The 23,760-nt window shown below is 34.5% G+C and carries 21 protein-coding genes, 1 pseudogene and 2 other annotated features; of the genes and pseudogenes, 4 read left to right on the top strand and 18 right to left on the bottom strand.

What is annotated here, in order from left to right:
* Window positions 1-27 precede the first annotated feature (27 nt).
* From I6L50_RS34875 to I6L50_RS16150, 7 genes and pseudogenes are all read right to left on the bottom strand, one after another.
* Window positions 28-283: pseudogene (locus I6L50_RS34875) on the bottom strand (sensor histidine kinase); the annotation flags it as partial.
* A gap of 62 nt (window positions 284-345) precedes the next feature.
* On the bottom strand, window positions 346-1,347 hold the full coding sequence (locus I6L50_RS16175) for an LCP family protein (protein ID WP_113938245.1): 1,002 nt from the start codon (window positions 1,345-1,347) through the stop codon (window positions 346-348).
* Between the two features lie 359 nt (window positions 1,348-1,706).
* Window positions 1,707-4,010, bottom strand: coding sequence for a glycoside hydrolase (locus I6L50_RS16170; RefSeq protein WP_219302046.1), 2,304 nt, complete (start codon window positions 4,008-4,010; stop codon window positions 1,707-1,709).
* Window positions 4,011-4,231: 221 nt separating this feature from the next.
* Window positions 4,232-4,444, bottom strand: a complete 213-nt coding sequence (locus I6L50_RS16165) for a DUF6366 family protein (RefSeq protein WP_219303710.1) — start codon at window positions 4,442-4,444, stop codon at window positions 4,232-4,234.
* A 92-nt stretch (window positions 4,445-4,536) separates the two neighbouring features.
* Complete coding sequence (gene thrB / locus I6L50_RS16160) at window positions 4,537-5,430, bottom strand: homoserine kinase (protein WP_219302045.1); 894 nt, start codon at window positions 5,428-5,430, stop codon at window positions 4,537-4,539.
* The gene (gene thrC, locus I6L50_RS16155) at window positions 5,427-6,485 is read right to left on the bottom strand and encodes a threonine synthase (protein ID WP_219302044.1); all 1,059 of its coding nucleotides are present in this window, start codon (window positions 6,483-6,485) and stop codon (window positions 5,427-5,429) included. Before thrC ends, thrB begins: the two co-directional genes overlap by 4 nt.
* Window positions 6,478-7,773 carry a homoserine dehydrogenase gene (locus I6L50_RS16150; protein ID WP_219302043.1) on the bottom strand — a complete coding sequence of 432 codons (1,296 nt, stop codon included), beginning with the start codon at window positions 7,771-7,773 and terminating at the stop codon, window positions 6,478-6,480. Before I6L50_RS16150 ends, thrC begins: the two co-directional genes overlap by 8 nt.
* Window positions 7,774-8,179: 406 nt before the next feature.
* On the opposite strand from I6L50_RS16150, the gene I6L50_RS16145 reads away from it, so the two are divergent.
* Window positions 8,180-9,367 (top strand): IS110 family RNA-guided transposase, encoded by a 1,188-nt coding sequence (locus I6L50_RS16145; RefSeq protein WP_219302042.1) that lies wholly within the window; start codon window positions 8,180-8,182, stop codon window positions 9,365-9,367.
* Window positions 9,368-9,675: 308 nt separating this feature from the next.
* Window positions 9,676-9,908, bottom strand: a binding site (T-box leader).
* A 115-nt stretch (window positions 9,909-10,023) separates the two neighbouring features.
* Window positions 10,024-10,255: a binding site (T-box leader), on the bottom strand.
* A gap of 234 nt (window positions 10,256-10,489) precedes the next feature.
* Here I6L50_RS16145 and I6L50_RS16140 read toward each other — a convergent pair.
* Window positions 10,490-11,128: a pyridoxamine 5'-phosphate oxidase family protein gene (locus tag I6L50_RS16140; RefSeq protein ID WP_219302041.1), complete on the bottom strand. Its 639-nt coding sequence runs from the start codon at window positions 11,126-11,128 to the stop codon at window positions 10,490-10,492.
* A gap of 81 nt (window positions 11,129-11,209) precedes the next feature.
* Between I6L50_RS16140 and I6L50_RS16135 the strand changes: the two genes are divergently transcribed.
* Window positions 11,210-11,818: an NUDIX hydrolase gene (locus I6L50_RS16135; protein ID WP_219302040.1), complete on the top strand. Its 609-nt coding sequence runs from the start codon at window positions 11,210-11,212 to the stop codon at window positions 11,816-11,818.
* Window positions 11,819-11,867: 49 nt separating this feature from the next.
* Here I6L50_RS16135 and I6L50_RS16130 read toward each other — a convergent pair whose 3' ends face one another.
* The 8 genes from I6L50_RS16130 to I6L50_RS16095 form a co-directional block, all read right to left on the bottom strand.
* Window positions 11,868-12,206, bottom strand: coding sequence for an SdpI family protein (locus I6L50_RS16130; RefSeq protein ID WP_219302039.1), 339 nt, complete (start codon window positions 12,204-12,206; stop codon window positions 11,868-11,870).
* A gap of 72 nt (window positions 12,207-12,278) precedes the next feature.
* The gene (locus I6L50_RS16125) at window positions 12,279-13,109 is read right to left on the bottom strand and encodes a peptidoglycan-N-acetylglucosamine deacetylase (RefSeq protein ID WP_016094238.1); all 831 of its coding nucleotides are present in this window, start codon (window positions 13,107-13,109) and stop codon (window positions 12,279-12,281) included.
* Window positions 13,110-13,226: 117 nt separating this feature from the next.
* Window positions 13,227-14,099, bottom strand: a complete 873-nt coding sequence (locus I6L50_RS16120) for an aminoglycoside 6-adenylyltransferase (RefSeq protein ID WP_219302038.1) — start codon at window positions 14,097-14,099, stop codon at window positions 13,227-13,229.
* A gap of 133 nt (window positions 14,100-14,232) precedes the next feature.
* Complete coding sequence (locus I6L50_RS16115; RefSeq protein ID WP_219302037.1) at window positions 14,233-14,904, bottom strand: O-methyltransferase; 672 nt, start codon at window positions 14,902-14,904, stop codon at window positions 14,233-14,235.
* Window positions 14,905-15,052: 148 nt separating this feature from the next.
* Complete coding sequence (locus tag I6L50_RS16110) at window positions 15,053-15,772, bottom strand: 3-ketoacyl-ACP reductase (protein ID WP_219302036.1); 720 nt, start codon at window positions 15,770-15,772, stop codon at window positions 15,053-15,055.
* Window positions 15,773-15,940: 168 nt separating this feature from the next.
* Complete coding sequence (hitS, locus tag I6L50_RS16105; RefSeq protein WP_002135757.1) at window positions 15,941-17,014, bottom strand: envelope stress sensor histidine kinase HitS; 1,074 nt, start codon at window positions 17,012-17,014, stop codon at window positions 15,941-15,943.
* Complete coding sequence (hitR, locus tag I6L50_RS16100) at window positions 17,011-17,688, bottom strand: envelope stress response regulator transcription factor HitR (protein WP_219302035.1); 678 nt, start codon at window positions 17,686-17,688, stop codon at window positions 17,011-17,013. The genes hitS and hitR overlap by 4 nt, the downstream gene beginning before the upstream one ends.
* Before the next feature lie 86 nt (window positions 17,689-17,774).
* The gene (locus tag I6L50_RS16095; protein WP_113938236.1) at window positions 17,775-19,535 is read right to left on the bottom strand and encodes an ABC transporter ATP-binding protein; all 1,761 of its coding nucleotides are present in this window, start codon (window positions 19,533-19,535) and stop codon (window positions 17,775-17,777) included.
* Between the two features lie 275 nt (window positions 19,536-19,810).
* Here I6L50_RS16095 and I6L50_RS16090 point away from each other — a divergent pair, with 275 nt between their 5' ends.
* Entirely contained in the window at window positions 19,811-20,575 is a 765-nt protein-coding gene (locus I6L50_RS16090) for an alpha/beta fold hydrolase (protein WP_002135756.1), read from the top strand.
* A 167-nt stretch (window positions 20,576-20,742) separates the two neighbouring features.
* On the opposite strand, the gene entFM is transcribed toward I6L50_RS16090, so the two are convergent.
* Window positions 20,743-22,074 carry an enterotoxin EntFM gene (gene entFM / locus I6L50_RS16085; protein WP_219302034.1) on the bottom strand — a complete coding sequence of 444 codons (1,332 nt, stop codon included), beginning with the start codon at window positions 22,072-22,074 and terminating at the stop codon, window positions 20,743-20,745.
* A 715-nt stretch (window positions 22,075-22,789) separates the two neighbouring features.
* Between entFM and I6L50_RS16080 the strand changes: the two genes are divergently transcribed.
* Entirely contained in the window at window positions 22,790-22,960 is a 171-nt protein-coding gene (locus I6L50_RS16080; protein WP_002086168.1) for a hypothetical protein, read from the top strand.
* Between the two features lie 43 nt (window positions 22,961-23,003).
* On the opposite strand, the gene I6L50_RS16075 is transcribed toward I6L50_RS16080, so the two are convergent.
* Window positions 23,004-23,603, bottom strand: coding sequence for a nitroreductase family protein (locus I6L50_RS16075; RefSeq protein WP_113938303.1), 600 nt, complete (start codon window positions 23,601-23,603; stop codon window positions 23,004-23,006).
* Window positions 23,604-23,760: the final 157 nt, after the last annotated feature.

Below are 23,760 nucleotides of genomic sequence, written 5' to 3'. Positions count from 1 at the left end.
TGGGAGTTTTATCAAAATTGTTGTTCCTGCCTCAACAAGCTCTTTATTCTTTTCATACCAATTCTTGATTGCACTATGTACAACTTTCAAGAAGATTTGTTTTAACCTGTTTGATCTTCCATCAATTCGCTTTCAACTTGCAATGAGATGAATTTATTTCCTCTATTTTAGGAGTTAATTACCAAATTCTTTCCTCTAGTATATCGTACAATTGCACCTTTTGTTTATATAAATTAAAATGATTTAACTGTAGACGTGAAAAAACTAGTAGCCCTTCTACTAAAAATAAATGAAGCAGTCCATTTCCATAAAAAAAGATTGGCTGAGGCCAACCTTTTTTTATACTTATTCATTTCGATTTGGTTTTGGTGTAACACCTAAATGCGCATTTAACTTATTCGAAATATCTTTTACATTCTTTTCATTTGGAATGTAATAATAAATACCACCAATACGTTTATCTGTTCCTTCTATTTGCATCTTTTCCATTTGCAAATCAGAGCCTGCCATATTTTTCGTAATAGCAAGCATATCATCAAACGTTAAGTTTGTTTTCATATTTTTATCAACTGCATCAAGTAAAGAGCCCATTTTACTAATAGATTGAACAGACATTGCTTTTTTCGCAATTGCTTCAATTACAAGTTGTTGTCTTTGACCACGCATTGTATCACTGTCAATTTTACGCGTTCTCGCAAGTGCAAGTGCTTGTTCACCATTTAAATGTTGGTAACCTTTTTCTAAATGAATCATACCTGCTTGGTCTTTACTATCTTGTTCAGTGAAAGTAACAGGTACATCAATATCAATACCACCAATTGAATCTACAATTTGTACAAATGACTCAAAGTTAAACTTCACATAATAATCAACTGGTACATTTAAAAATCTTTCCACTGTATCTCGTGTACTTTCAACACCACCAAATACGTGTGCGTGTGTAATTTTATCTAATTTTTTTCTAGATGGAATATAAACGCGTGAATCACGCGGAATACTTACTAATTTAACTGACTTATCATCTTTATTAATTGTCGCTAATAAAAGTGCATCTGTTCGAACCGCTTCACCATATTGGCTTTTTCTCATTTCGCTTCCATCGACACCCATGATTAAAATCGAGATGTTATCCTTTAAAGGTTCCACTTCTTTGTCCCTTTTTGATGACTTATCAATTTTTGCATATGCATCACTTACAACAGCTTTTGCTTTGTTATATATAAACGATCCATATCCTACTCCTCCAAAAATAAGTAGGAAAAATGGAATTAAAATGAACCATTTTATTGATTTTCTTTTAGAACGTTTTTTACTGCTTCTCGTATCTTGTTCTAATTCAGAGCTCATGTTCATTCTCCTCTCTTTCTCTTTTCCTAGTATAATGTATGTCTAGTAATCTTCATATTGAATTTCCTTTCAATCACCTTACATTTTTGTAAGGTTACATCATGAATCCAATATGTATTCCATTTCACATTATACTCTCGTGCTTATTTTTGGCAAGTCACTATTTATCAACTTCAAAAATTTAACACTTCAAAACGTTCGAATTTACAGATTTATCATTCTGTTATTTGCAGGTAGTAAGACTTTCACCTCATAATTTAGCAGGAATAAAAGAGTCAAGTTTGTGCCGTGAAATTTTGATTGGTGATGACTAATAATCAGTGAGGGATAAATCCCCCACTGATTAAAATTCCACTTTATTATTTCTCATTTGGTGTGTATATCATTTGCTTTCCATTATTATAAATTAAAGCTGATTTTGCTTTTATTTTCGTTTTTTCTATTTCCACATCATTATTAGAGAAATTCACAATAATTTTAATCTCTTTTCCATAAGAAGCAGATTGTACTAACTTATCTTCTGACAAATATGCAAAGTTCGTCATTTCTTCTTTTACTGCCTTTTCATGAACATCATTCCAAACTTTCAGATGCTCTTTAATTTCTTTTTTATGCTTATTCCACTCTACTTCATCTAAATGGTACAACGGAGGAACATTATACAATAACTCATATAACATACGATTTCCAACCTCGTCCTTTACCTTCAAACTTCCCCATTCCCAGTGGTGCGTTGTAATAACCGAATCATTGTATACTAGTTTATATAATGGCACCGAATATACTGGATTTAAATATACTTGCTTATATTCTTCTTTTAACGGTACTTGTTTTGCATATTTTTCTGGAACATTTTGATTTGGTGACCAATATCCACCGACATAATACGGGCTTGTTTTATTTTTTCTCATATCTTCATCGTCCCACTTAATAACTGGTGTTTCAATTCCATGAGCAAATGCAATCGTACTACTTGCAAAATCATTTCCGCCCTCAGAGCCAACTACCATACCTTTTTCTTGTGCAATATAATCCATTCGTTTTAATCGTGCTTGTAAATCTTGTTCTTGTGTCGTTAAATGTTTTGCCGAATAGTCATCATAAATTTCGCCCGTCGCGTCACAATCAATAAACCATGAATTATATTTCGGGCCATTTTGTAATATATCGTTCATTCGTTCTTTTACACTAGGAAGTGATAATGTCGGATTTAATTTTCGGCCTCTCCCTAAAAACCCTTGCACTTTCTCACCATTTTTCTTCGTTACAGTGGCTTCTTCATATAACGATGGGTCATTAAAGGAAGCTGTGTTCCAATTTTTATCACCTTTTTCGTGAATAGAATGGTAAGAATCATACGGACCAACTAAATATCCCATTTCCTTAGCTTCTGTAACGAAATTAGGCTGCATAAATCCTTGTTCCCAGTTCGGTAGACCAATCCACGCTTTGTCTATCCCTACTTTTTTCATTTCCTTTATTATATCCGTTCCATCTGCTTTACCCCATTTACTTACTTCTTCAACTGCATCACCGAGTACTGACTTTAATAAATGTTTATTTAAGCTATACAGCTCTGTCTTCGATAAGTGATCTACACCTTTCTTTAATAACACACTAGCTTCCTGATTAACTTTCGGGAAAACATCCTCTTTATACAATTCCTTCATAGATAATACTTCGTTTGTATAGCGTAAAATAACATTTTTTTGGTACTTATCGATAAAGTCTTGTTTACTCACCTGCTCAAATACATTCAATTCCCCAGGCTCTGAACTATTCTTTTGAATAAGCTCTTTTATATGGCTAAACACCGGGCTATTTATTTGCTCTCTTAGCTTCGGCCAATTCACGTTACTTTCTGATAAACCATTTTGATTCCAAAAGTAAAAATGAGCTGCCCCGTAAAGTTTTTCGATTTCTTTATTTTTTCTTGCCTTTTCTTGTAATGTTTTAAATTCACCTTTTCGAGCAATATTATCCTTATACAGTTTAGCAATACTTACTGCATCATTATTTGTCACATATAATTGAAATCCATATGTTTTATTTTTATTTATACTCGGGAATTCATGTGTAAAATCAAACCCTATTTTCGGATCTGAATGAAATTTCAATTCATTATTAAACATATTGTTCGCAATATATACGATCGAATATTTAGAACCATTTAATGCAAAAAACTTCATAGAAAATGATTCAGCAAATGAATATTCATCATCCTTTAAAAACTTCTTCCAATTCTCATCATTACTCGGAATTTGCTTACCTTCCCATAACGGAAGTGTATAATTTTCAGCTTGCACTTTTGGCCATGTAAAACTTTCTGCACCAGTCGATTCCACTTCAATATTTAAGTGGTCTTTTTTCTTTTCTAAATTTACTTTTACTTTTTGATCCGGATATTCCCATGATGTATGATCCTTGTCTTTTTTCAAATTCGATACCTTCATTTTTGGTAACGGTTGTGATGCCTGTTCTTTTACACCATCATGTTCTACAGTTAACGTAAAAGTCTCAGGATTTACATCGTAAGTAAAATCTTTATACGTCGCTTTCTTTATTTTAGACTCTTGTAAAGCATCATTACCTTTTACATCACACCCGACTAAAGTCGAAAATGACAATGTTGTAAGAAGACATATCGCTATCATTTTTTTCATCTTCTGCACCTCCACCAATGAATATACAGGAGGTTTGTTACAGGAATATGGCAAAAAAATAATAGAGCTAGCATTATGCTAGCTCTATTATGAGCAAAAAAAATTTACGTATAACTATAATCTGTTTAAAGAAAATATGTAATACAGTGGGACTTTAATCCTTGTTTTTTTATTCTCACTAATAATTAGATCAAGCAAATCTAAATTCCATCAAGCTTTCCTTAACTGAAAAAGTAACTATATATAATATATCCTAAAACTAGCACTAAAATTAATATCCCTGTACCTTTCCAATTCATACCACCTGTCATATCAGCGGGGCTACCTGATTCCGCCCCGTTGAGTCCATCATTCAAAGAACCGGTAGGATTATTTTTCAATTCACCTTGTCTCATGCGTTCTCTTTTTTCTTCTGGTGACTCTTTTGAACTCATATAATCACCTCTAAAATTAATGTTCATTCCGAAAAATCCCCTTTAAAATAGATTCTCCATAACGTAAAGAAAGCTAGCGATGCTAGCTTTCTTTATAATCCAATATGTTCTTCCTTATTTACAGTAATCCCTTTATGATCAATTTCAAGCTCACATACTTTCATAGCTGCAAATACTCTCGCTAATTGGTCAGCTATTTCTTTACGCTTCTCGTACGGAGTTAAAATAAAAATGGATGGTCCCGCACCACTAAGCGCTGTGCCATATGCTCCAAATTCCTTTGCACATTTACGAATTGATGGTAATAACGGTACAAGTTCTAAACGATATGGCTCGTGGAAATGATCTCGTTCCATCATTTCACCTACAACTTCCCACTTCTTTTGACATAACGCAGCTACTAATACGTTGCTTATCGCACTAGCTTTAACTGCTTCATGAAACGGAAACATCTCTGGTAATACAGATCGGCTTTCATCTGTATTTAGCTCTTCATTTGGAATAAGAGAAATTACGCCTAATTCCTTACTTTCAATTCTTACAACCGAAACATTCTTTCCATCAAGTGCTCCGATTACAGTTCCACCTAAAATAGAAGCAGCAACATTATCTGGATGCCCTTCAAAATTTGTAGCAATTTGAACCTTTTGATCAGTTGTTAAATGTAAATTTCCAAGTTGATTCGCAAGCTCTATTCCTGCTACAATCGCTGATGCGCTACTTCCTAGCCCTCTTGTCAGCGGAATATTACTAGTAACTTCTATTATATGGGGTGATAAAGAAGGACATACTTTACATGCCGTGCTAACAATTAAATTCTTATCGTCTGTTGGAATTGAATCTTCAAAGGAATGGATTACTTGCCATTTATCCGCTTCCGCCTTTACCAGCACATCTAAATATAATGACAATGCTATTCCTACTGAATCAAATCCAGGTCCAACATTTGCTGTACTAGCAGGGACACGAACTCTTACTGGTATCACGACATAATCACCCCTTTTATATGATCTTTAATTTGTTCTATATTATTTGAAACACTTGCAATGTCTAATTTATTAGAAGAGATAGCGATATCAGGATCTTTCAAACCATTTCCAGTTAATACCGCAACAACTGTTTCGCCTTTTTTGATTTTTCCAGATTGAACATGTTTAATTACGCCGGCTAATGAAGCATTTGATCCTGGTTCAGCAAAAACTCCTTCCGTTTTTGCTAACAATCTATACGCGTTTAAAATTTCTTCATCTGATACCATATCTATTTCACCATTAGACTGTTCGGCAGCTTCTACTGCATATGACCAACTTGCCGGATTACCGATGCGAATCGCTGTTGCAATTGTTTCAGGTTCTTCAATTACATGTCCTTTTACAATTGCCGCCGCTCCTTCCGCTTCAAAGCCGTGAATTCTTGGTTTCTTATAACCTTTTTCTTTCTCGTATTCACAGAATCCCTTCCAATATGCTGTAATATTCCCTGCATTCCCAACAGGGATAGCTAGAACATCTGGTGCACTTTGCAACTGGTCACAAATTTCAAATGCTGCTGTTTTTTGCCCTTCAATTCGGTACGGATTCACTGAGTTTACTAATGTAATCGGCTCTTCTGCAGCAATATGTCTTACAGCTTTAAGTGCATCATCAAAATTCCCTTTTATTGAAATGATTTCAGCTCCATAGGCGACCGCTTGCGCTAATTTCCCATGCGCAATCTTTCCTTCTGGGATTACGATAATACATTTCATTCCGAGGCGTGCCGCGTATGCGGCAGCTGATGCTGATGTATTACCTGTAGATGCACAAATGATAGCCTCTGAACCTTCTTCTTTCGCCTTTGCAACTGCCATTACCATACCACGGTCTTTAAAAGAACCTGTTGGATTCGCTCCTTCATATTTTCCGTATAACTGAATCCCTAATTGTTTTGATATATTTAATAATGGAATAAGAGGTGTGTTCCCTTCCATTAAGCTAACATCAGGTGTGTTTTCATTCACCGGTAAATAAGAAGCGTACTGTTTTAATAGTCCTTTATACATATTGTTTTTCCTCCTCAATAATGTAGTAGCTGTTTATTTCACTTGCGACAGCTTCTATCGCTCCTAAAACTCGTTCGAATTGATATTTTGAAGTGTGATGTGTCACAACAACGACTTCTGCAAGTTCACGATTCAAAGGTAATTGGATAACCTCTTTTAAACTTACAGAATAACTAACGAAACATTCTGTTATTTTTTGCAACATCCCAGGCTCATCTCGTAATGAAATACGTAAGAAATATTTCGAAACTACTTCTTCATCTCCTTGTAATTCGTACGGTTCTGGTTCTTTTAACACACTTTTATTTTTCGGAACTTGATTCATATTTTTAACGATTGAAATAATATCACTTACTACAGCAGAACCAGTTGGTAACTTCCCAGCTCCAGGTCCGTAAAACATCACTTCTCCTACTGCTTGACCGTGAACATACACCGCATTAAATTCATTATTCACATTCGATAGCGGATGATGACGTGGTAATAAAGTCGGTTCTACACTTAAGTGAATGGATGATCCTTGTTTTTCAGCTTTACCAATTAATTTCATTGTAAATCCTAATTTTTCGGCCATCTCTAAATCTTCTTTTTCAACCTTTCGAATACCTCTAACTTGAACATCATCTAAAGAAACATTCATCGAAAAACCTAAGTTTGCAAGAATTGCTACCTTTCTCGCAGCGTCTAGTCCATCTACATCCGCTGTCGGATCTGATTCTGCAAACCCTAATTTTTGCGCTTCCTGTAAAGCCTCTTCATACGACCATCCATTTTGACTCATCTTTGTTAACATATAATTTGTTGTTCCATTTACGATTCCCATTATTTTTTCAATTTGATCTGAAGCTAGCCCGTCTGATAATCCTCTTAATATTGGAATCCCACCGGCTACACTCGCTTCGTAACATAGGTCACATTCATTTTTATTTGCCAGTTGCAGAAGCTCCGCACCATATACAGCCATTAAATCTTTATTTGCTGTTACGACATGTTTCTTACTTTGTAAAGCCTTAACAATATGCTCTTTCGCTTCTTCAATTCCGCCCATTACCTCTACTACAATATCAATATTTGAATCATTTAGAACTTCATCGACATTACTTGTTACTACGATTCCATCAATGCAAACATCACGTTCCTTTTCCAAATCACGTACAACGACTGTCTTTACCTTCACTTCATACCCTGTATCAAGTGCAATTTTTTTATAATGTTCTTTCAAAATATGGACAACCCCACTTCCGACAGTACCTAACCCTAATACCCCAACATTAATAACGTTATTCATCTTCTAATCTCCTCCTAAAATTTTATTTTTTATCTCTATCAATCACCTTGCTCTGCCATTTTTTCATGCAGGTGATGGTTATTTCCGTACGTACTAATCGTTTCATGTTACCGCACCTCCTCGTATGATAAAATTAGGTTTTTTAGGAAAGGGATTTACCTATAAACCCATGAGTATCTAGTAACTATGGGATACTTATATTTGTAGATAGAGTGGTACCGGTCACCCCCTTGAATCTTGTATTCGGTTGAAAGATTGGTACCTCTTTCTAATAAGTAATTTACGAATGAGTTGGATGTTGATGGCTTTCTTAGTCATTCTTCGTATCTCTTACGAGGTAGTAGCACTTATTAGTTCAGAGGAACACAAACACTATCTAACATTTATTAAAATAGGAGTGTACACGATGTTGTATTTAGGTATTGATATTGCCAAACATAAGCATTATGCATCTATTATGGATTCCAACGGGAATCCTGTGGAAAAACCATTCCCAGTCTATAATCATCGAAAAGGAGGCCAAGCATTATTAAAGAAAATATATCAACACATTGACGCCCCAACAGAAATTAAAATCGGAATGGAAGCGACTGGACATTACTGGTTAGCATTATATTCCTTTTTATTAGACCATGGGTTCTCAGTGATTGTACTGAACCCAATTCAAACGAACGCGTGGCGGAAAGGAACCGAGATTAGAAAAAGAAAAACAGATGCCATTGATGCGACAATGATTGCTGATGTCATTAGGTTTGGTAACTTTTTAGAAACGCCTCTTGTAGATGAAAAGATGTTTGCCCTCAAACAACTCAGTCGCTTTCGTAATTCTCTCGTAAGTAGTATGGGTGATCTAAAACGTAAATCACTTGTCGTATTAGATCAAACATTTCCTGAATATCAAAAAATGTTCTCAGATGTTTTCGGTAAAACTTCCACACAAATTTTACTGGCGTACGCTTCTCCCAGTGACTATGAGAAAATATCTATAGACGATTTAACCCAAATAATCGAACAAGCAAGTCGTAACCGACTAGGAAAAGAAAAAGCACATCAAATCATTGAATCTGCCTCTCATTCGTTTGGTATTACTTTCGGTAAAGAAGCATTCTCATTTCAGCTAAAAATGTTAATGGAGCAAATCCACTTTATTGAGATTCAACTCAAACAATGTGAAGAACAAATGGATGAACTCCTTATTGAATTGGATACCCCCATCACTACAGTACCTGGCATTGGACCTATTTTAGGTGCCACTATACTAGGTGAAATTGGAGATATCAAACGATTTGATAAACCTTCAAAACTTGTCGCTTATGCGGGCATTGATGCCTCTGTATCCCAATCGGGCCAATATAACTCGACTAGCATGTCCATATCAAAACGTGGCTCTTCCCATCTACGTAGAGCATTATTTCAAGCTGCCGTTACTGGTTATAGATACGATCCAATTTTGAAAGCCTTTTATGAAAAGAAAAAACAGCAAGGAAAGCATTATTACGTTTGTATCTGTGCAGTAGCCAGGAAATTATGTCATATTATTTACGCTATCTTAAAAAACAATAAACCTTATAAAGTCCCTATACCTATCGCCTAGAAATCAAGTTAATACCTTGATTTTTTTAACCTTTTCTCAAGGATTATTTGGTGTGCACTTTTTTCAGTGAGCACTTCCATTATTTATTCTGCATTTCACCCTTGACTTTTCATAGTTGGTCTTTCAAAGTAATAAAGTGAAACTTTAATCAGTGGGGATTTTGTCCATTCCTCACTGATTATTAGCTGAACCAATCGGGCTTTTACGGACAGTTGATCTCCCGTCTTACTCCCTCGCATCCGCCAAATTTTGAGATGGGAGTCTTACTGACCGTTAATGCGGGATAAAAAAAACACACTCATCCCTAGGAAAGGGACGAATGTGTTTTCGTGGTTCCACCCTTGTTCCAACCTAGACTTACTTTCTTCTAGATTGCTCAAGTTCAGATAACGGCTGATACCGTCAATAATTACTAGATTACTCGTTCACTATTGAAGTTCAAAGGTGGTAAGATCATTTCTCGTGTTAGGAAGCTCACAGCCTTTGGCTTCCCTCTCTGTAAACCGTAAAAATGTTCTCATGTCCTTATCGTTACATTTTCGCTCATGTTTATTTGTTAACTCATTATACTCGCATAAAAAACAAAATCAATACTATTTTTAAATTATTTTAAATTTTCAATCTTAAAAACTATAAAAAAACACACTCATCCCTAGGAAAGGGACGAATGTGTTTTCGTGGTTCCACCCTTGTTCCAACCTAGACTTACTTTCTTCTAGATTGCTCAAGCTCAGATAACGGCTGATACCGTCAATAATTACTAGATTACTCGTTCACTATTGAAGTTCAAAGGTGGTAAGATCATTTTTCGTGTTAGGAAACTCACAGCCTTGGCTTCCCTCTCTGTAAACCGTAAAAATCATCTCATGTCCTTATCGTTACTTTTTCGTTCATGTCTATTTGTTAATTTATTATAGTTATGAAAATTTTAAAAAGCAAGCCTATTTTCACTCACTATTTTAAAGATACTTTTTTATTATATTTCACAATAACATTTTACAAAGACTTCTCTTATTACCTATATTTTAAATTTCTAACTTGTAAATCAGCAGTTCATATATAAATAATTCATTCTAAAACGAGAAGCCTCCTACTTCCTAAAACTATATTTATAAAATATTTTTAATACAATCTTTTCGTATAACTTTCTTCTAAAGAACGCGCAACATCCTCTTCTGAAGCATTCACTTTCGCATGCTCTAATAACATCTTCGCTGCTGAAGGTAGCTCTTTTTTATTTAACCACGATTCTGGATCCCACATTTTTGAACGTATAAAAGCTTTTGCACAATGGATATAGCACTCCTCTATCTCAACAACAATTCCAAGTAACGGATTACGTCCATTCGCCTGCATTTCTTTCAAAATTTCTTCATCGTTTGTAATATATGCTGTACCGTTTATTCGGAGTGTTTCCCCAAGACCAGGAATAAAAAAGATTAACCCTACATTTGGATTTGAAATAATATTTAAAATTGAATCTATACGACGATTGCCCGGCCTTTCTGGAATGATAATTTTATTATTATTTAATACATATACAAATCCAGGTGCGTCTCCTCTCGGCGAAGCATCACACTCTCCTAATTTATTTGCAGTAGATAATACTAGAAAAGGAGATTTAGACAGAAAATCTACGCAATGGTGATCTAGTGATGAAATAACTTTTTTCAAAGCTCGCTCACTTGGTTGCCCTAATATTTGTCGTAATTCTTCCTCAGTTGAAATTATTGATTTTATTTTCTTACTCTCTATCTTCACTAATAATCACTCCTTTTTCTTTATTTTCCAAAAATTCAATACAAATATTGTATAATAAAATTTGCAGAAAGGGGAATTTAAATGACAGAGTGGTTAACAATATTTGATCCTGAAAGAAATACACTTGGAAAGAAATTACGTGATGACGTGCATCGTGACGGTGATTGGCACGAAACATTTCATTGCTGGTTTGTAGAAAAAGATGCTGAGGATATGTTCTTATATTTCCAATTACGCTCTAAAAATAAAAAAGAAGCTCCAGGTATATGGGATATTACATCCGCCGGACATATTATGCATGATGAAGATGTACAAATTGGCGGTCTACGTGAAATTGAGGAAGAATTGGGTCTTTCCTTCCAAACGGCTGATTTAACATACAAAGGAATCTATAAAATAAATTATGAAATTTCAAACCTTACTGATCGTGAGTTTTGTCATATGTATTTTCACAATGTAATAAAGCCACTTCCATTTGCACCAGGTGAAGAAGTAGACGATGTGATGAAAGTACATGCAACTTCTTTTCTACAACTATTAAAAAGGGATATTTCATCTATAACGACTATTTCTGCTCTAAACAGTAAACCGATAACAATAACATTTGAAGATATTTATCCGTATGATCTTGAATACTATGAATTTGTTGTAGAACAAGGCAAAGAATTGCTAAAAAATAATAGTTTGTAAATAAAATATGACTCCCAGCTAATAATACTCGGGAGTCATGTTTTTTCCATTATTTCTCAAGTTTCTTTAAGCTTTTCTCTACTCGTATGATTAAACGTATAATTAACAATAGCATGACAGCCATAATCACCGCTGTTGTATGGGGATATCTAAACAATATACTAATAACACTTCCAATTAACATCATAATAAATCCATTTTGATTCATCACTTCTGCACTATACTTGTTACCTGCATCCCATAATTCCTTATTTTTCATAGACCGTTTCGTACGATAACCGTATGCTGCGTTAATATCCGTCGGTGGATTTTTTTGAAGAATAAGTGCCGCAAGTATAAATATAATACCAATCAATATGCTCATTCCTATGTTTACTAGTGCATCCATCAATTATATCCCCCCCCTAACTTACACTTTCATCATACGATAAAACCCTGTATTTCCCAATTGATAACGCATTTATTTCCTTTCTTTCGATGTCTGGAACATACTTGGAAGTGTTACAAAACGTGCTCCTTTCGTTTTTAACTGTGGAATGATTTTGTCTAGCGCCTCTACTGATCCTTGTAAATGTCCACCTGGAGTTGAATGTTGAAGTATAACACTACCTGGAAATGAATTCCCTAACACATTATTTGTAATTGTATCAGCACTTACACCTTTCCAATCAACCGTATCAACACTCCACTGTACAATCATAAAATTTTGTTCTGTCGCCCACTTCAATTGATTTTCAAGTATTTCACCGTACGGCGGACGTATAAACTTCGGTGCATAACCAGCTAAACGATTTAATATTTCTTCCGTTTTTATAATTTGATTATGGTACTCAGCCTCATTTACTTTCGCTAAATTCGGATGACTATACGTATGATTACCAATTACATGCCCTTCATTAGCGATACGCTTTACTACATTTGGATACCTTTCTGCATTTTCACCAAGCAGGAAAAAAGTAGCTTTTACATTATGTTGTTTTAACTTATCTAAAATTTTTGGCGTAAATACTAAATCTGGTCCATCATCAAATGTAAGAGCCACTTCTGCTTTATTGTATGGTCCTGAAAATGCATACGCATATTTTTCGGCCCACGAAAATGGTGTCCATGACCCTCGATCCTCTTCTTTCATTTCGGCTTCATAATTTTGAGGAACATGTAATGCGTATGGCATCGCATTTACATAGTCTCCATAATAAAATGAATGATATGGCATATAAGCATACGAAATATTGCGTTCTAGCCCCAAAGGAAATGGAACGAACATTTCTGGTGAATAAAAATAATACATGATAAAAACCTCCCTAAAATTTCATATGTGATTCAGCTGCACTTTGTTAGAGAAATTCTTATTCATGAACAAAAATAAGACTGTCCGTAATTAGGACAGTCTTATTGATTTATATACTTAATAAATTACTTTACTATCTTTCGGTAATTTTCTTACATGCTTTAAATAACTCGACACTTTGTCATCGGCATCTTGCGGATATTGATATTCATAAGTGTTAGCAATTTCGTTCGCAACTTTCCTAAATAAATCACCCATTACGAAAAATGAATCCCAAATGTTTTCATATTCTGCATTTGAAAATGTCCTTTTAAACTGCTCCCAGACATCTTTTTCAACATATTGTTCGAAATACTTTCCAAACTTCCCAGCATTAACTGTAAACTCTGTTTTCATACCGATATGCCACTCTAGCATTACAACCAACATATCTCGTACAGGGCCTTCAAGCATCCCTTTCGCATAAGAAAGTTCCTCGCGCCACAATCCTTTTCCTACATTTGTACTGCACCACCAAAATTCATTACAGCAATCCAAAAACTCTTTTTCTGTAGGCTTTTTTATCGTGTAATCATTATCGTTTGCTGGTGCAAACTCGCCAATACAATTATCTTTATCAAGTAGCAATTTACTTAAACTATCCTGTCCAATAAATTTATTTATTAAATCCACTGGAACTAGCATTAAATCAATCCGGTTTCCATCCATAAACTGCATTAAATACGGAAATTTCCCGTCTTCATCCGCTGGAACTAACGACATTTCTTCCGGCATTTGCACAATCATTATTTCTCCAAATCTATTAATCCAACTATGATTACACGTAAAAGATTGTATATCTTTTACAACATAAATAATATCATAGTCTTGAAAACAATCTTTTTTCACATTTGGATTCACACGTGACCCATTCATGATGACAGCTCGAATTCTTTCATCCTCTTTTGCTGTATTTATAATTAAGTCTAGCATTTCTTTTTCCGTTCTCATCTACTCACAACCTCCAATTTTTTAATATAACATATAGCGTTATGTATATCGGAGGGCCACGAGCTAACTGCGTTGTACACGATACACGTTATAATTGTTCAAACATCTTTTTCATTCCACTTATCTCCTTACATCATTCTTTAACGACTGCCATTACAAATCCATCGTATCCTTTACTTCCGACAGTTTGAAGCGCTGTAGCACTTACACGTGGCTCAGCAGCTATTATCTCATAGAAACGACGTATCCCTTGTACACGAGGATCGCTGCTAGTATTGTCAATAACTTCTCCTTCACGTACTACGTTATCCCCAATAATTACAGTACCAGGGCGTGATAGTTTCAGTGCCCATTCAAAATAAGCAGGGTTATTTTGTTTATCCGCATCTATGAAAATAAAATCAAATGGTTCATACTTCTCATTTTCTATTTGTTTTAAAGAATCTAACGCTAATCCTAATCGTATTTCAATTCTATCATTCAAATTGGCACGCTCAATATTGCTCCGTGCAATTTCAGCATGCTTTTCACTTGCTTCTAATGTAACAATTCGCCCTCCAGATGGCAATGCTCTTGCAAGCCATATTGTACTATATCCGCCTAGAGTGCCAATTTCTAAAATGTTACGAGCTCCTTGGATTTGTACTAATAGTTGTAAAAACTTCCCTTGAGTTGGCGATACATCATGTGCCGGCAAATTAGCTGAAGCATTTGCTTGAAGAACTTCTTCTAATGTAGAATCTTTTGGTATTAATACATCACTCATATATTGATCAACAGCCGTCCATTTCTCAATCGTACTCATGTAAATACCATCTCCTTCAATTTTCCAATGCTTTTCTACCATTTATATTTGATTATACCAAAAATTCTGTCCTATAAACAAAAAGAAAGAAGGGACACCCACTCCATTACAGAATAGATATCCCTTCTTTTGTTTATAAATTCAGCCCTTACGGATTAGTAGACCAAAGTCCTGCTGATTTAATAAATGTACGTTTATTTAATTTCAGCTGCGCTACGATAAACTCTGCAATATCTTCCGCTTGCATTACTTTATCAGGGTTTCCATCAGTTAATCCTAAGTCTACAGCCACGTCAGTTGCTACTGTACTTGGAGTTAAAGCTGTTACACGGATATTATGTTTACGAACTTCCATTGCTAATGATTCTGTTAAACCAAGAACACCAAATTTAGAAGCACTATATGCACTTGTTACAGGTGCACCTTTTTGTCCTGCTGTAGATGAAATATTAATAATATCACCAGATTGTTGTTCAATCATACTTGGTAAAGCTGCACGAGTTGCATAGTATACACCCATTAAGTTTACTTGAATGATTTTTTCCCAATCAGCAACGTCTAATTCTAAAAACTTACCGAATTTAGAAATACCAGCGTTATTAATTAAAATATCGATAGATCCTAAACCGTTTTTTAATGTTTCAATTGCAGTAGTTACCTCTTCATATGAAGATACGTCAGCAGTCGCAATAACAGCTTTTACGCCTTCTGCTTCTACTTCTTTCGCAACTGCTTTTAAGTTTTCTTCTGAACGAGCTAAAAGACCAACATTTACGCCTTCTTTCGCTAATGCGATCGCTACAGCGCGACCAATCCCTCTACCTGCTCCTGTAATTAAAGCATTTTTCCCTTGTAATAATTCTGCCAAGTGTAACACTCCTTAATCTTCTCAGTTGTTTATTATATTAAAAGTGTATCTATGTTTATGTAAAAAGGCAATGATGCACTTTTATGTGCGTAGGTTACTTATAGGTAACTATAGTAATGGTAAATGCATTTTTAAAGAAAAATAGTGTTAGAAGGCCTCCTTCTAACACTATTTTTCTTCATGATTTGGAATACGCACAATAAATTCTGTACCATTTCCTTCTACACTCTCAACTTTTATTTTTCCTTGATGAAGGTCGAGTACTTTTTTTACAATTGCTAGACCTAATCCACTTCCTCCATAAGCACGGTTTCGTGAAGAATCCGCTTTATAAAAACGTTCAAAAATATGTTGTTTCTGTTCTTCGGATATACCAATTCCCGTATCATGAATACTTACTTCCAAGAATTCCTTATGTTCTTTTAAATGAATTGTAATCGTGCCACCATTTGGTGTGAATTTAATACTGTTATGAATTAAATTAATCCATACTTGGCTCATACTTTCTTTGTCTGCAGTAACACACACTTTATCCATATCGAGATCTAACTCAAGTCCTTTTTCATCCCAAAGAGGCTCACTATTTAACACAATTTGTTTCAACTGTTGATCTAATCGATAAGTGGCTCTTTCTGGTGAATACTCCTCTGACTCTAAAAGTGTTAGCTTCAATAAATTTTGACTCAATTTAGATAATCGCGTTGTTTCAGTTTCAATAATAGTAAGATAATGTTTTCTTTTTTCAACTGGTAGATTATCATCTTGTAGCGCTCGAGCAAATCCCTTAATAGATGTTAATGGCGACTGTATTTCATGAGAAACATTCGATACAAATTCTTGTCTCATTTTCTCCATTGCATTAAGTTCATCCGTCATATCGTTAATACTTTTTACAAGCACACCAATTTCGCCATCATACTTTTCTTCATTCCGTATTTTTACAGAGAAGTCCCCTTTTGCAATTTTTTGTATCGGTTCAATGATCGTCCAAATCATCGCCTCTCGCTTCGGTCTCATTAAAATCCCGATTAATGTCCAAATAAGAACGATAAAAACAAAGCCGACCATATCACTAATTAGAAAACTAATAAAAGGCGATACGTTTATTTCAAAAGCTTTCATTAGACTAGACGATACAAAAAAGGCTATCGACCAAATTATAGTAAGAAAAGCAAAGAGCGCTACTATCGCCCCTATTACTTTTAACATCTTCATCTTACTCATTCTTTCTCTTTTTCTCATTTACTTACCTCTAAGCGATACCCTAAGCCCCTTATCGTCCTTATACTAAACTTCGATAGCTCTTCTTGAAACTTTTCACGCAACCGATTAATATGAACGTCTAGCGTGCGTTCATTCCCTTCAAAATCATATCCCCATACGTCTTCTATTAATTGCTCTCTTGAACAAGTTCTTCCCGCTTTAGATCCTAATGTAAAGAGCAACTCAAATTCTTTTAGCGGCAGCGTCACCGTTTGTTCTCCGGCGTTAACTTCAAATGTTTTACGATTTAACAGTACATTCCCAACTTGAATAGATTGCGATACTGTAATTTGGTAACGTTTCAATAATGCCTTCACTCTCACAACTAATTCTAAAGGATCAAATGGTTTTACAAGATAATCATCTGTTCCGAGGTGAAATCCTTTTACTTTTTGAGATGTTTCACCTTTAGCAGTCAGCATAAGAATTGGGATATCATAGTATTTTCTTAATTCATAACATAAATCAAACCCATCCATATTTGGCATCATAATATCAAGAATCGCCATATCGACTTTCACTTCTTCTATTTTTCGAAGAGCATCTAATCCATCAACGGCCTCATATGTTTGAAAACCTTCTCGTTCCAAAAATACAGAGACAAGTTCTCTAATGTGCGGATCATCATCTACAATTAAAATTTTGGATATCAAGGAATCATATCCTTTCTGCTTAACATACTTTTTGGCACTCTAAAATCAACAATCAGTGAAGTGCCCCTTCACTGATTGTTTTCATTCTATAATGCTCCTTCTTTAATTTTCAATTGTTGCATTGCAAATTCACGGTACATGTCATGTGTCCGTAATAACTCATCATGTGAGCCACTTCCTGTAAGATTCCCTTTTTCAATAAAGATAATTTTATCTGCATCTACAACAGTAGAAAGTCTATGCGCAATAACTAAAGTTGTTCTACCTTTCATTAAGTTATTTAACGCCTTCTGAACAACCGATTCCGATTTACTATCAAGACTTGAAGTCGCTTCATCTAACATAAGGATTTGCGGATTTCGTAGTAACGCTCGAGCAATCGCAATTCGTTGTCTTTGCCCTCCAGAAAGCTTCACACCACGCTCTCCAACTTCTGTTGCGTATCCACTTGGTAAATCATGAATAAACGCATCAACATACGCCATCGCTGCTACTTTTTCAATTTCTTCATCCGTCACTTCACCCTCAACACCGTAACAAATATTATCACGAATCGTTCCATCAATTAACGGACTATCTTGTGAAACATAACCAATTTGACGTCGCCATGATTGTAATGAATATGCTGTAATTGGTTCTTTCCCTAATTTTATGAAACCACTAGTTGGCTCATAAAAACGTTCTAACAGCGAGAATAAAGTTGTTTTTCCGCTACCACTTGGTCCTACAATCGCCGTTACTTTTCCAGATTCAATCGTGAAATCGATATTTTCCAACACTTTCTCTTCTTCGTTATACTCAAAATGTACATTTTCAATAACGATCGACTGCTTCGCATTTGTAACATTCATACCTGTTTCATGATCTTCTACTTCATATTCTAAAATCGTATTAATTCTTTCGGTTGCACCAATTGCTTTTTGAAACTGAGTAAAGAACATAGATAACTGACTCATCGGCATAATAATTTGAACTAAATACAAAATAAATGCTACAAGTTCACCTGTTGTTAATGCACCACTAGAAACTCGCATTCCACCATACCCTACGATAATAACAAGCAATGCCATTAAAACAAACGACATAACAGGTGAAATTAATGCTTGCACTTTTCCTTCTTTCAAACCAAATTGCAATAATTTTTGGATACCTGTATTACCTGTTTCATATTCTTTTTTTTCCGTATTTGAAGATTTTACTAAACGAATTTCTGATAGTACTTGTGTTAATACACTAGTAAAAGAAGCCGTTTCATCTTGAAGTGCTTTTGAAATCTTATACATTTTCCGTCCAAGTGGAACTAAAATTAATACCGATAATGGAATAACCGTTAAAAGTAAAATTGTCATTTTCCAGTCTAAAACAAATAATACAATTAATGACCCAATAATTGAGATACCGCCTGTTAATAAGTTTGACAAATGCTCAGAAATTAATGTTTTAACAACACCTGTATCATTTGTCATACGACTAATTGTATCTCCCGTTCTGTTTTGATCATAATAAGACACTGGTAAAATAAGTACCTTTTTCCACAATCGTTCTCTAAGTCCAGCTACAATTTTTTGTCCAATATAATTCAGTAAATAAATTGACAATCCTGCAGCAATTGTTTGAATAATAAAGAATGCAATTAATCCAACAATTTGTCCCGTACTAATTGAAGAAAGTGAAAAATTATCAACTAAACCTTTTGTCAGCATTGGAATAAACAAACTCGCTCCAGTAGAAAGTAAGCTCATTATTAATGCAAAAATAAGAATGCCTTTCGGTGGATTTGTATCTTGAATGAGACGTAAAAACTGCCTCCAATTCCCTTTTTTCTTTTCTGTATTCCTAACTTCCATTGTCGTTCATCTCCTCGTTATAAACAAAACTATTCTTTCTAAAACTAGAATACGCTATAAATGTAAACTGAATGTAAACACACTTTTTTCTAATTTTACAAAATATACATATAAACTCATCTTTACAACAAGTATAAATATCTGATATTATTACCTGGTACTTATTATTATTCTATGTAAATTATAGACTACGCATAGAAAATATATAACTAATTTTATCAATTAGCTAATTTAAAACACTATATAAATCTCCAGCATTGAAAGGAGTATCCTTTTTGCAAACAAATAAACATTCCGAAAAGGAAACAATCATTTTTATTCATGGATTAGTTGGAAATCGCCGCGCCTTCAAAAAAGAGCATAAACGATTTTCTGCCTCCTACAACATTATAACTTATGATTTATTAGGTCACGGCGACGATAAAGGAGAAGCTATCGACTTTTCAATACAGCGCCTCGTAGATCAATTATTGAACTTGTATGAAAAAGAGGGAATTAAAAAGGCTCATATTTGTGCTCTAAGCTATGGCTGTTATATCTCTACGACATTTGCACAAATGCATCCAGAAAAAGTATTGAGTATTTGTCATATTGGTGGACATTATAATAACCCTTCCCGTTTATATAATGTTTTTCAGAATTTTTGGGAAAAACGTGGTGATGAATATTCATCTTGGCTTTCTCAGTATGCTAGTACTATTTTTCCAAGTGGAATACTAAGGGCAAATCCATTCGCTGTTATTTCACGAAATATTTATTACCGTTTCGGATTACAATTACACTCGTCCATTATTGCTGAGTCATTACGACACCGCTTAGAATTCGACTTAAAATCTAAATTAAAAGCACTTCCCCATCCTATATTATGGGTGATGGGAGAACATGATCATCTCTATAAATCTTGTCTCTTTGATTTGAAGTCCATTCTTCCGAACGTTTTATATAAAGAAATTCCATTAGCAGGTCATGCAGCAAACTTATTCCGTCCAAACTATTTTCATGATTTATATGCTAAGTTTTTGCATGGAAAATTGACATAAAGTGAAACTTTAATCAGCGGGGATTTGTCCATCCCCCGCTGATTATTATCCCGCAAATAGCAGGATAAATACTACTATACTGTTAGTTTATCCAACTATGAAAAAGGCTTCCCAAGTTTCCCTGGAAAGCCTTTTCTCTATACGAAAAGTATATAAAATACTTTTTCTTAGTATGCTTTTGTGTAACCTAATAGGTGCTTACTCCAGTAAGAGTTGCTTACAGAGCTAATGCGTACGCCAGTTGCGTCAGTTTCTGCACTGATGAACTGTCCATTACCTAAGTAAACGCCCATGTGAGAAGGACCTGATTTATAAGTATTTTGGAAGTATACTAAATCACCTGGTTGTGGACTGTTAGTCTTTGTTTTAGAGCTCCAGTATCCAGCAACTGTTTGACGAGCGCCTTTATGACCAGTTTGATTTAATACGTAGTGAATGAATCCACTGCAGTCAAAACCAGCAGGTGTTGTACCAGCAGTTCTGTATGGTGAACCATTTAAAGATCTAGCGAATCCAGCGATTGAAGATGTATCTCCACCTGTTGGTGCTGTTGGTTTTTGTACTTGGTTCGTACCTTGGTTCGTACCTTGGTTACCACCAGTAACTACATTGTTCACTCCGCCTTTTACAAACTTAACAAAGTCTGCACTTACGTAACCAGTGCGGCCATTATGGTTAATTTTATACCAACCATTTTCAGCGCCAGTAACGTTTAATACTGTACCATTTGTTACCCCACCAATTACAGGGTTATATGTAGCTGGACCTGTACGTACTTTTAAAGCACCTGTGTTAACAACATATGATCCACCAGTTTGAACTGTAGTAGTATTGTTGTTGTTTGTAGTTGGTTGCTGAGTTTCGTTAGACACAGCTGAACCACCTTTTGTTACGAAGTCTTTGCTTACGTATCCAGTTCCACCATTGAAGTTAATTTTAAACCAATCTTGAACTTCACCTACAACTTGAACTGTTTTTCCTTTATTTACAGAACCTAAAACAGTATGAGATGCACTTGGGCCTGTACGTACGTTTAATGAAGAAACGTTTACTGTGTAAGTGCCTGTTCCTTGCTGAACAGTAGTAGTAGTTCCTTTGTTGCCACCAGTTGTTACGAAGTCCCCACTTACATAACCTGTTTGACCGTTTACACTAACTTTGAACCAACCATTTTCTTGTCCAATTACTTGAAGTACTTGACCTGATTTCACTTTAGAAATAACGTCATGTCCTGTACCAGCACCTGAACGTACATTTAATACATCAGCTGTTACTGTGTATTTTAATTCAGAAGTTGTTTCTACCGTTTTTGTTTCAGTTACAGTCGTTTGAGTTTGAGTTTGAGTTTGAGTTTGAGTTTGAGTTTGAGTTTGAGTTTGAGTTTGTCCATTAATTTCTTTTAGCGCATCATTTGAAACTTGTGCATGAGCAGAATCCATTCCAGGAACTGCTACACCTACTACAGATGCTGCTGCTAAACCTGCGATTACTTTTTTCATAAGTTGTCTTTACTTCCTTTCCCTACTATCCTCTTGAGAAAACTATAAACTTAGTACTTTACAATATTATCAAAGTAAAATATTCATCCAGTTCCATTTTTTAGCAAGAGTTTTATTTTTCATACATCATTTATTTTAAACGATTGAAGTGAATTTAGTGTGAACTTCATGTGAACTTTATCATTAAACAGTGTGTTTTTGCAATGCTTTTTTCAAATTTCTTATGTATTTCATTGAAAATTCGACATTCCATTCATTATCTTAATATATATTTTTCTTTTGCTATCCACTTTAAAAAATTCTATTAATCTAATACAATGAAAAGAATATATTTTCTAGTAAAGTCCCTTCCATGAAGCATACTCTTATCATGACAAAAAATGCTTTTTTATCAATAGTATAATATTTTCAAAAAACTTTTTTTGATATATCCATCGTTTTTAAAAAAATTGACGATTTGTAAGATTTAACCCCAAAAATCCTGTTCTAATTTGACGAAAATACACATTCCACTATCTATTTTTCACTATCCATGGAATTTTCAGGATATTTATATTATCATATATAAAGTAGGATTTTAATCCATACAAATTTTATTCACCCCACACTGAAACCAATCGAACTTTTACAGGTCGGTATTCTATACGTATCATTGAATTTTGATATGGAAGCCTTACTGCCCGCAAATAGTGAGATAAAAAAAGGAGATATATTTATGAAAAACATAATAGATGATCCTATAAATAAAAATATAGAACTGTACTATGCTTTTTTTCAATTCGTTTCAATTATAACATTACAAAAAGTATCAACTATTGAAACACGTAAAAACAAATTAAAAAATCAGATGAAAAATTCCTACAAAAAAAATCCTTACTACTTATAAAAGGTGAACAGATTATATCTCTGTTCACCTTTTATTTTTTATTTTATTTGTAAATTTTCACACGAGTTTCTAATGGCTGATATTCTTTATCTCCTGCCGAAACTACCGGTTTACCAAATGGCATTTGCGCAGTTAACTTCCAGTTTTCAGGTACATCCCATTCTTTCCTTACTTCTTCATCAATCAACGGATTATAATGCTGCAATGTAGCACCAAAACCTTCAATCTCTAATGCTGTCCAAATCGCAAATTGCAACATTCCAGAAGATTGCTGAGACCATGTAGGAAAATTATCTTTATATAGTGCAAAGTTCTCTTGCAAACTTTCTACTACTTTACTATCTTCAAAATACAAAACTGTCCCATAGCCACTTTTAAATGCATTCATTTTCTCTTCAGTAGGTGCAAAATTATTTTCTGGTACAATTTTTCGTAACGTTTCTTTCGTAACATTCCATAATTTGTCGTGTTGTTCACCTAGTAATACAACAACTCTTGCACTTTGAGAATTAAAAGCCGAAGGTGTATGTTTCACAGCATGATAAATCACTTCTTGAATTCTTTCATCAGAAACTACTTGCTCTTTACTAATCGCGTAAATAGATCTTCTGTCTTCAATTGCTGAGTAAAAATCTTTTGCCATTACAATTCCCTCCAATTTTTCATTTGAGGCAGTATCATATGTACGAAGCATATAATGCCCCTTGAACTTATTATTAAGTTAAGAACTTATTATTAATAAGTTCTTAACTTAATAATATCAACAAACAAAAACAAACTCAAATGATATCACTTAAGTT

The sequence above is a fragment of the Bacillus sp. FDAARGOS_1420 genome (genome assembly GCF_019344915.1).
Classification (GTDB): Bacteria; Bacillota; Bacilli; order Bacillales; family Bacillaceae_G; genus Bacillus_A; species Bacillus_A mycoides.
The sequence above is the reverse complement of the archived record's forward strand: the minus strand, read 5'-3'. Positions and strand labels throughout refer to the sequence as shown.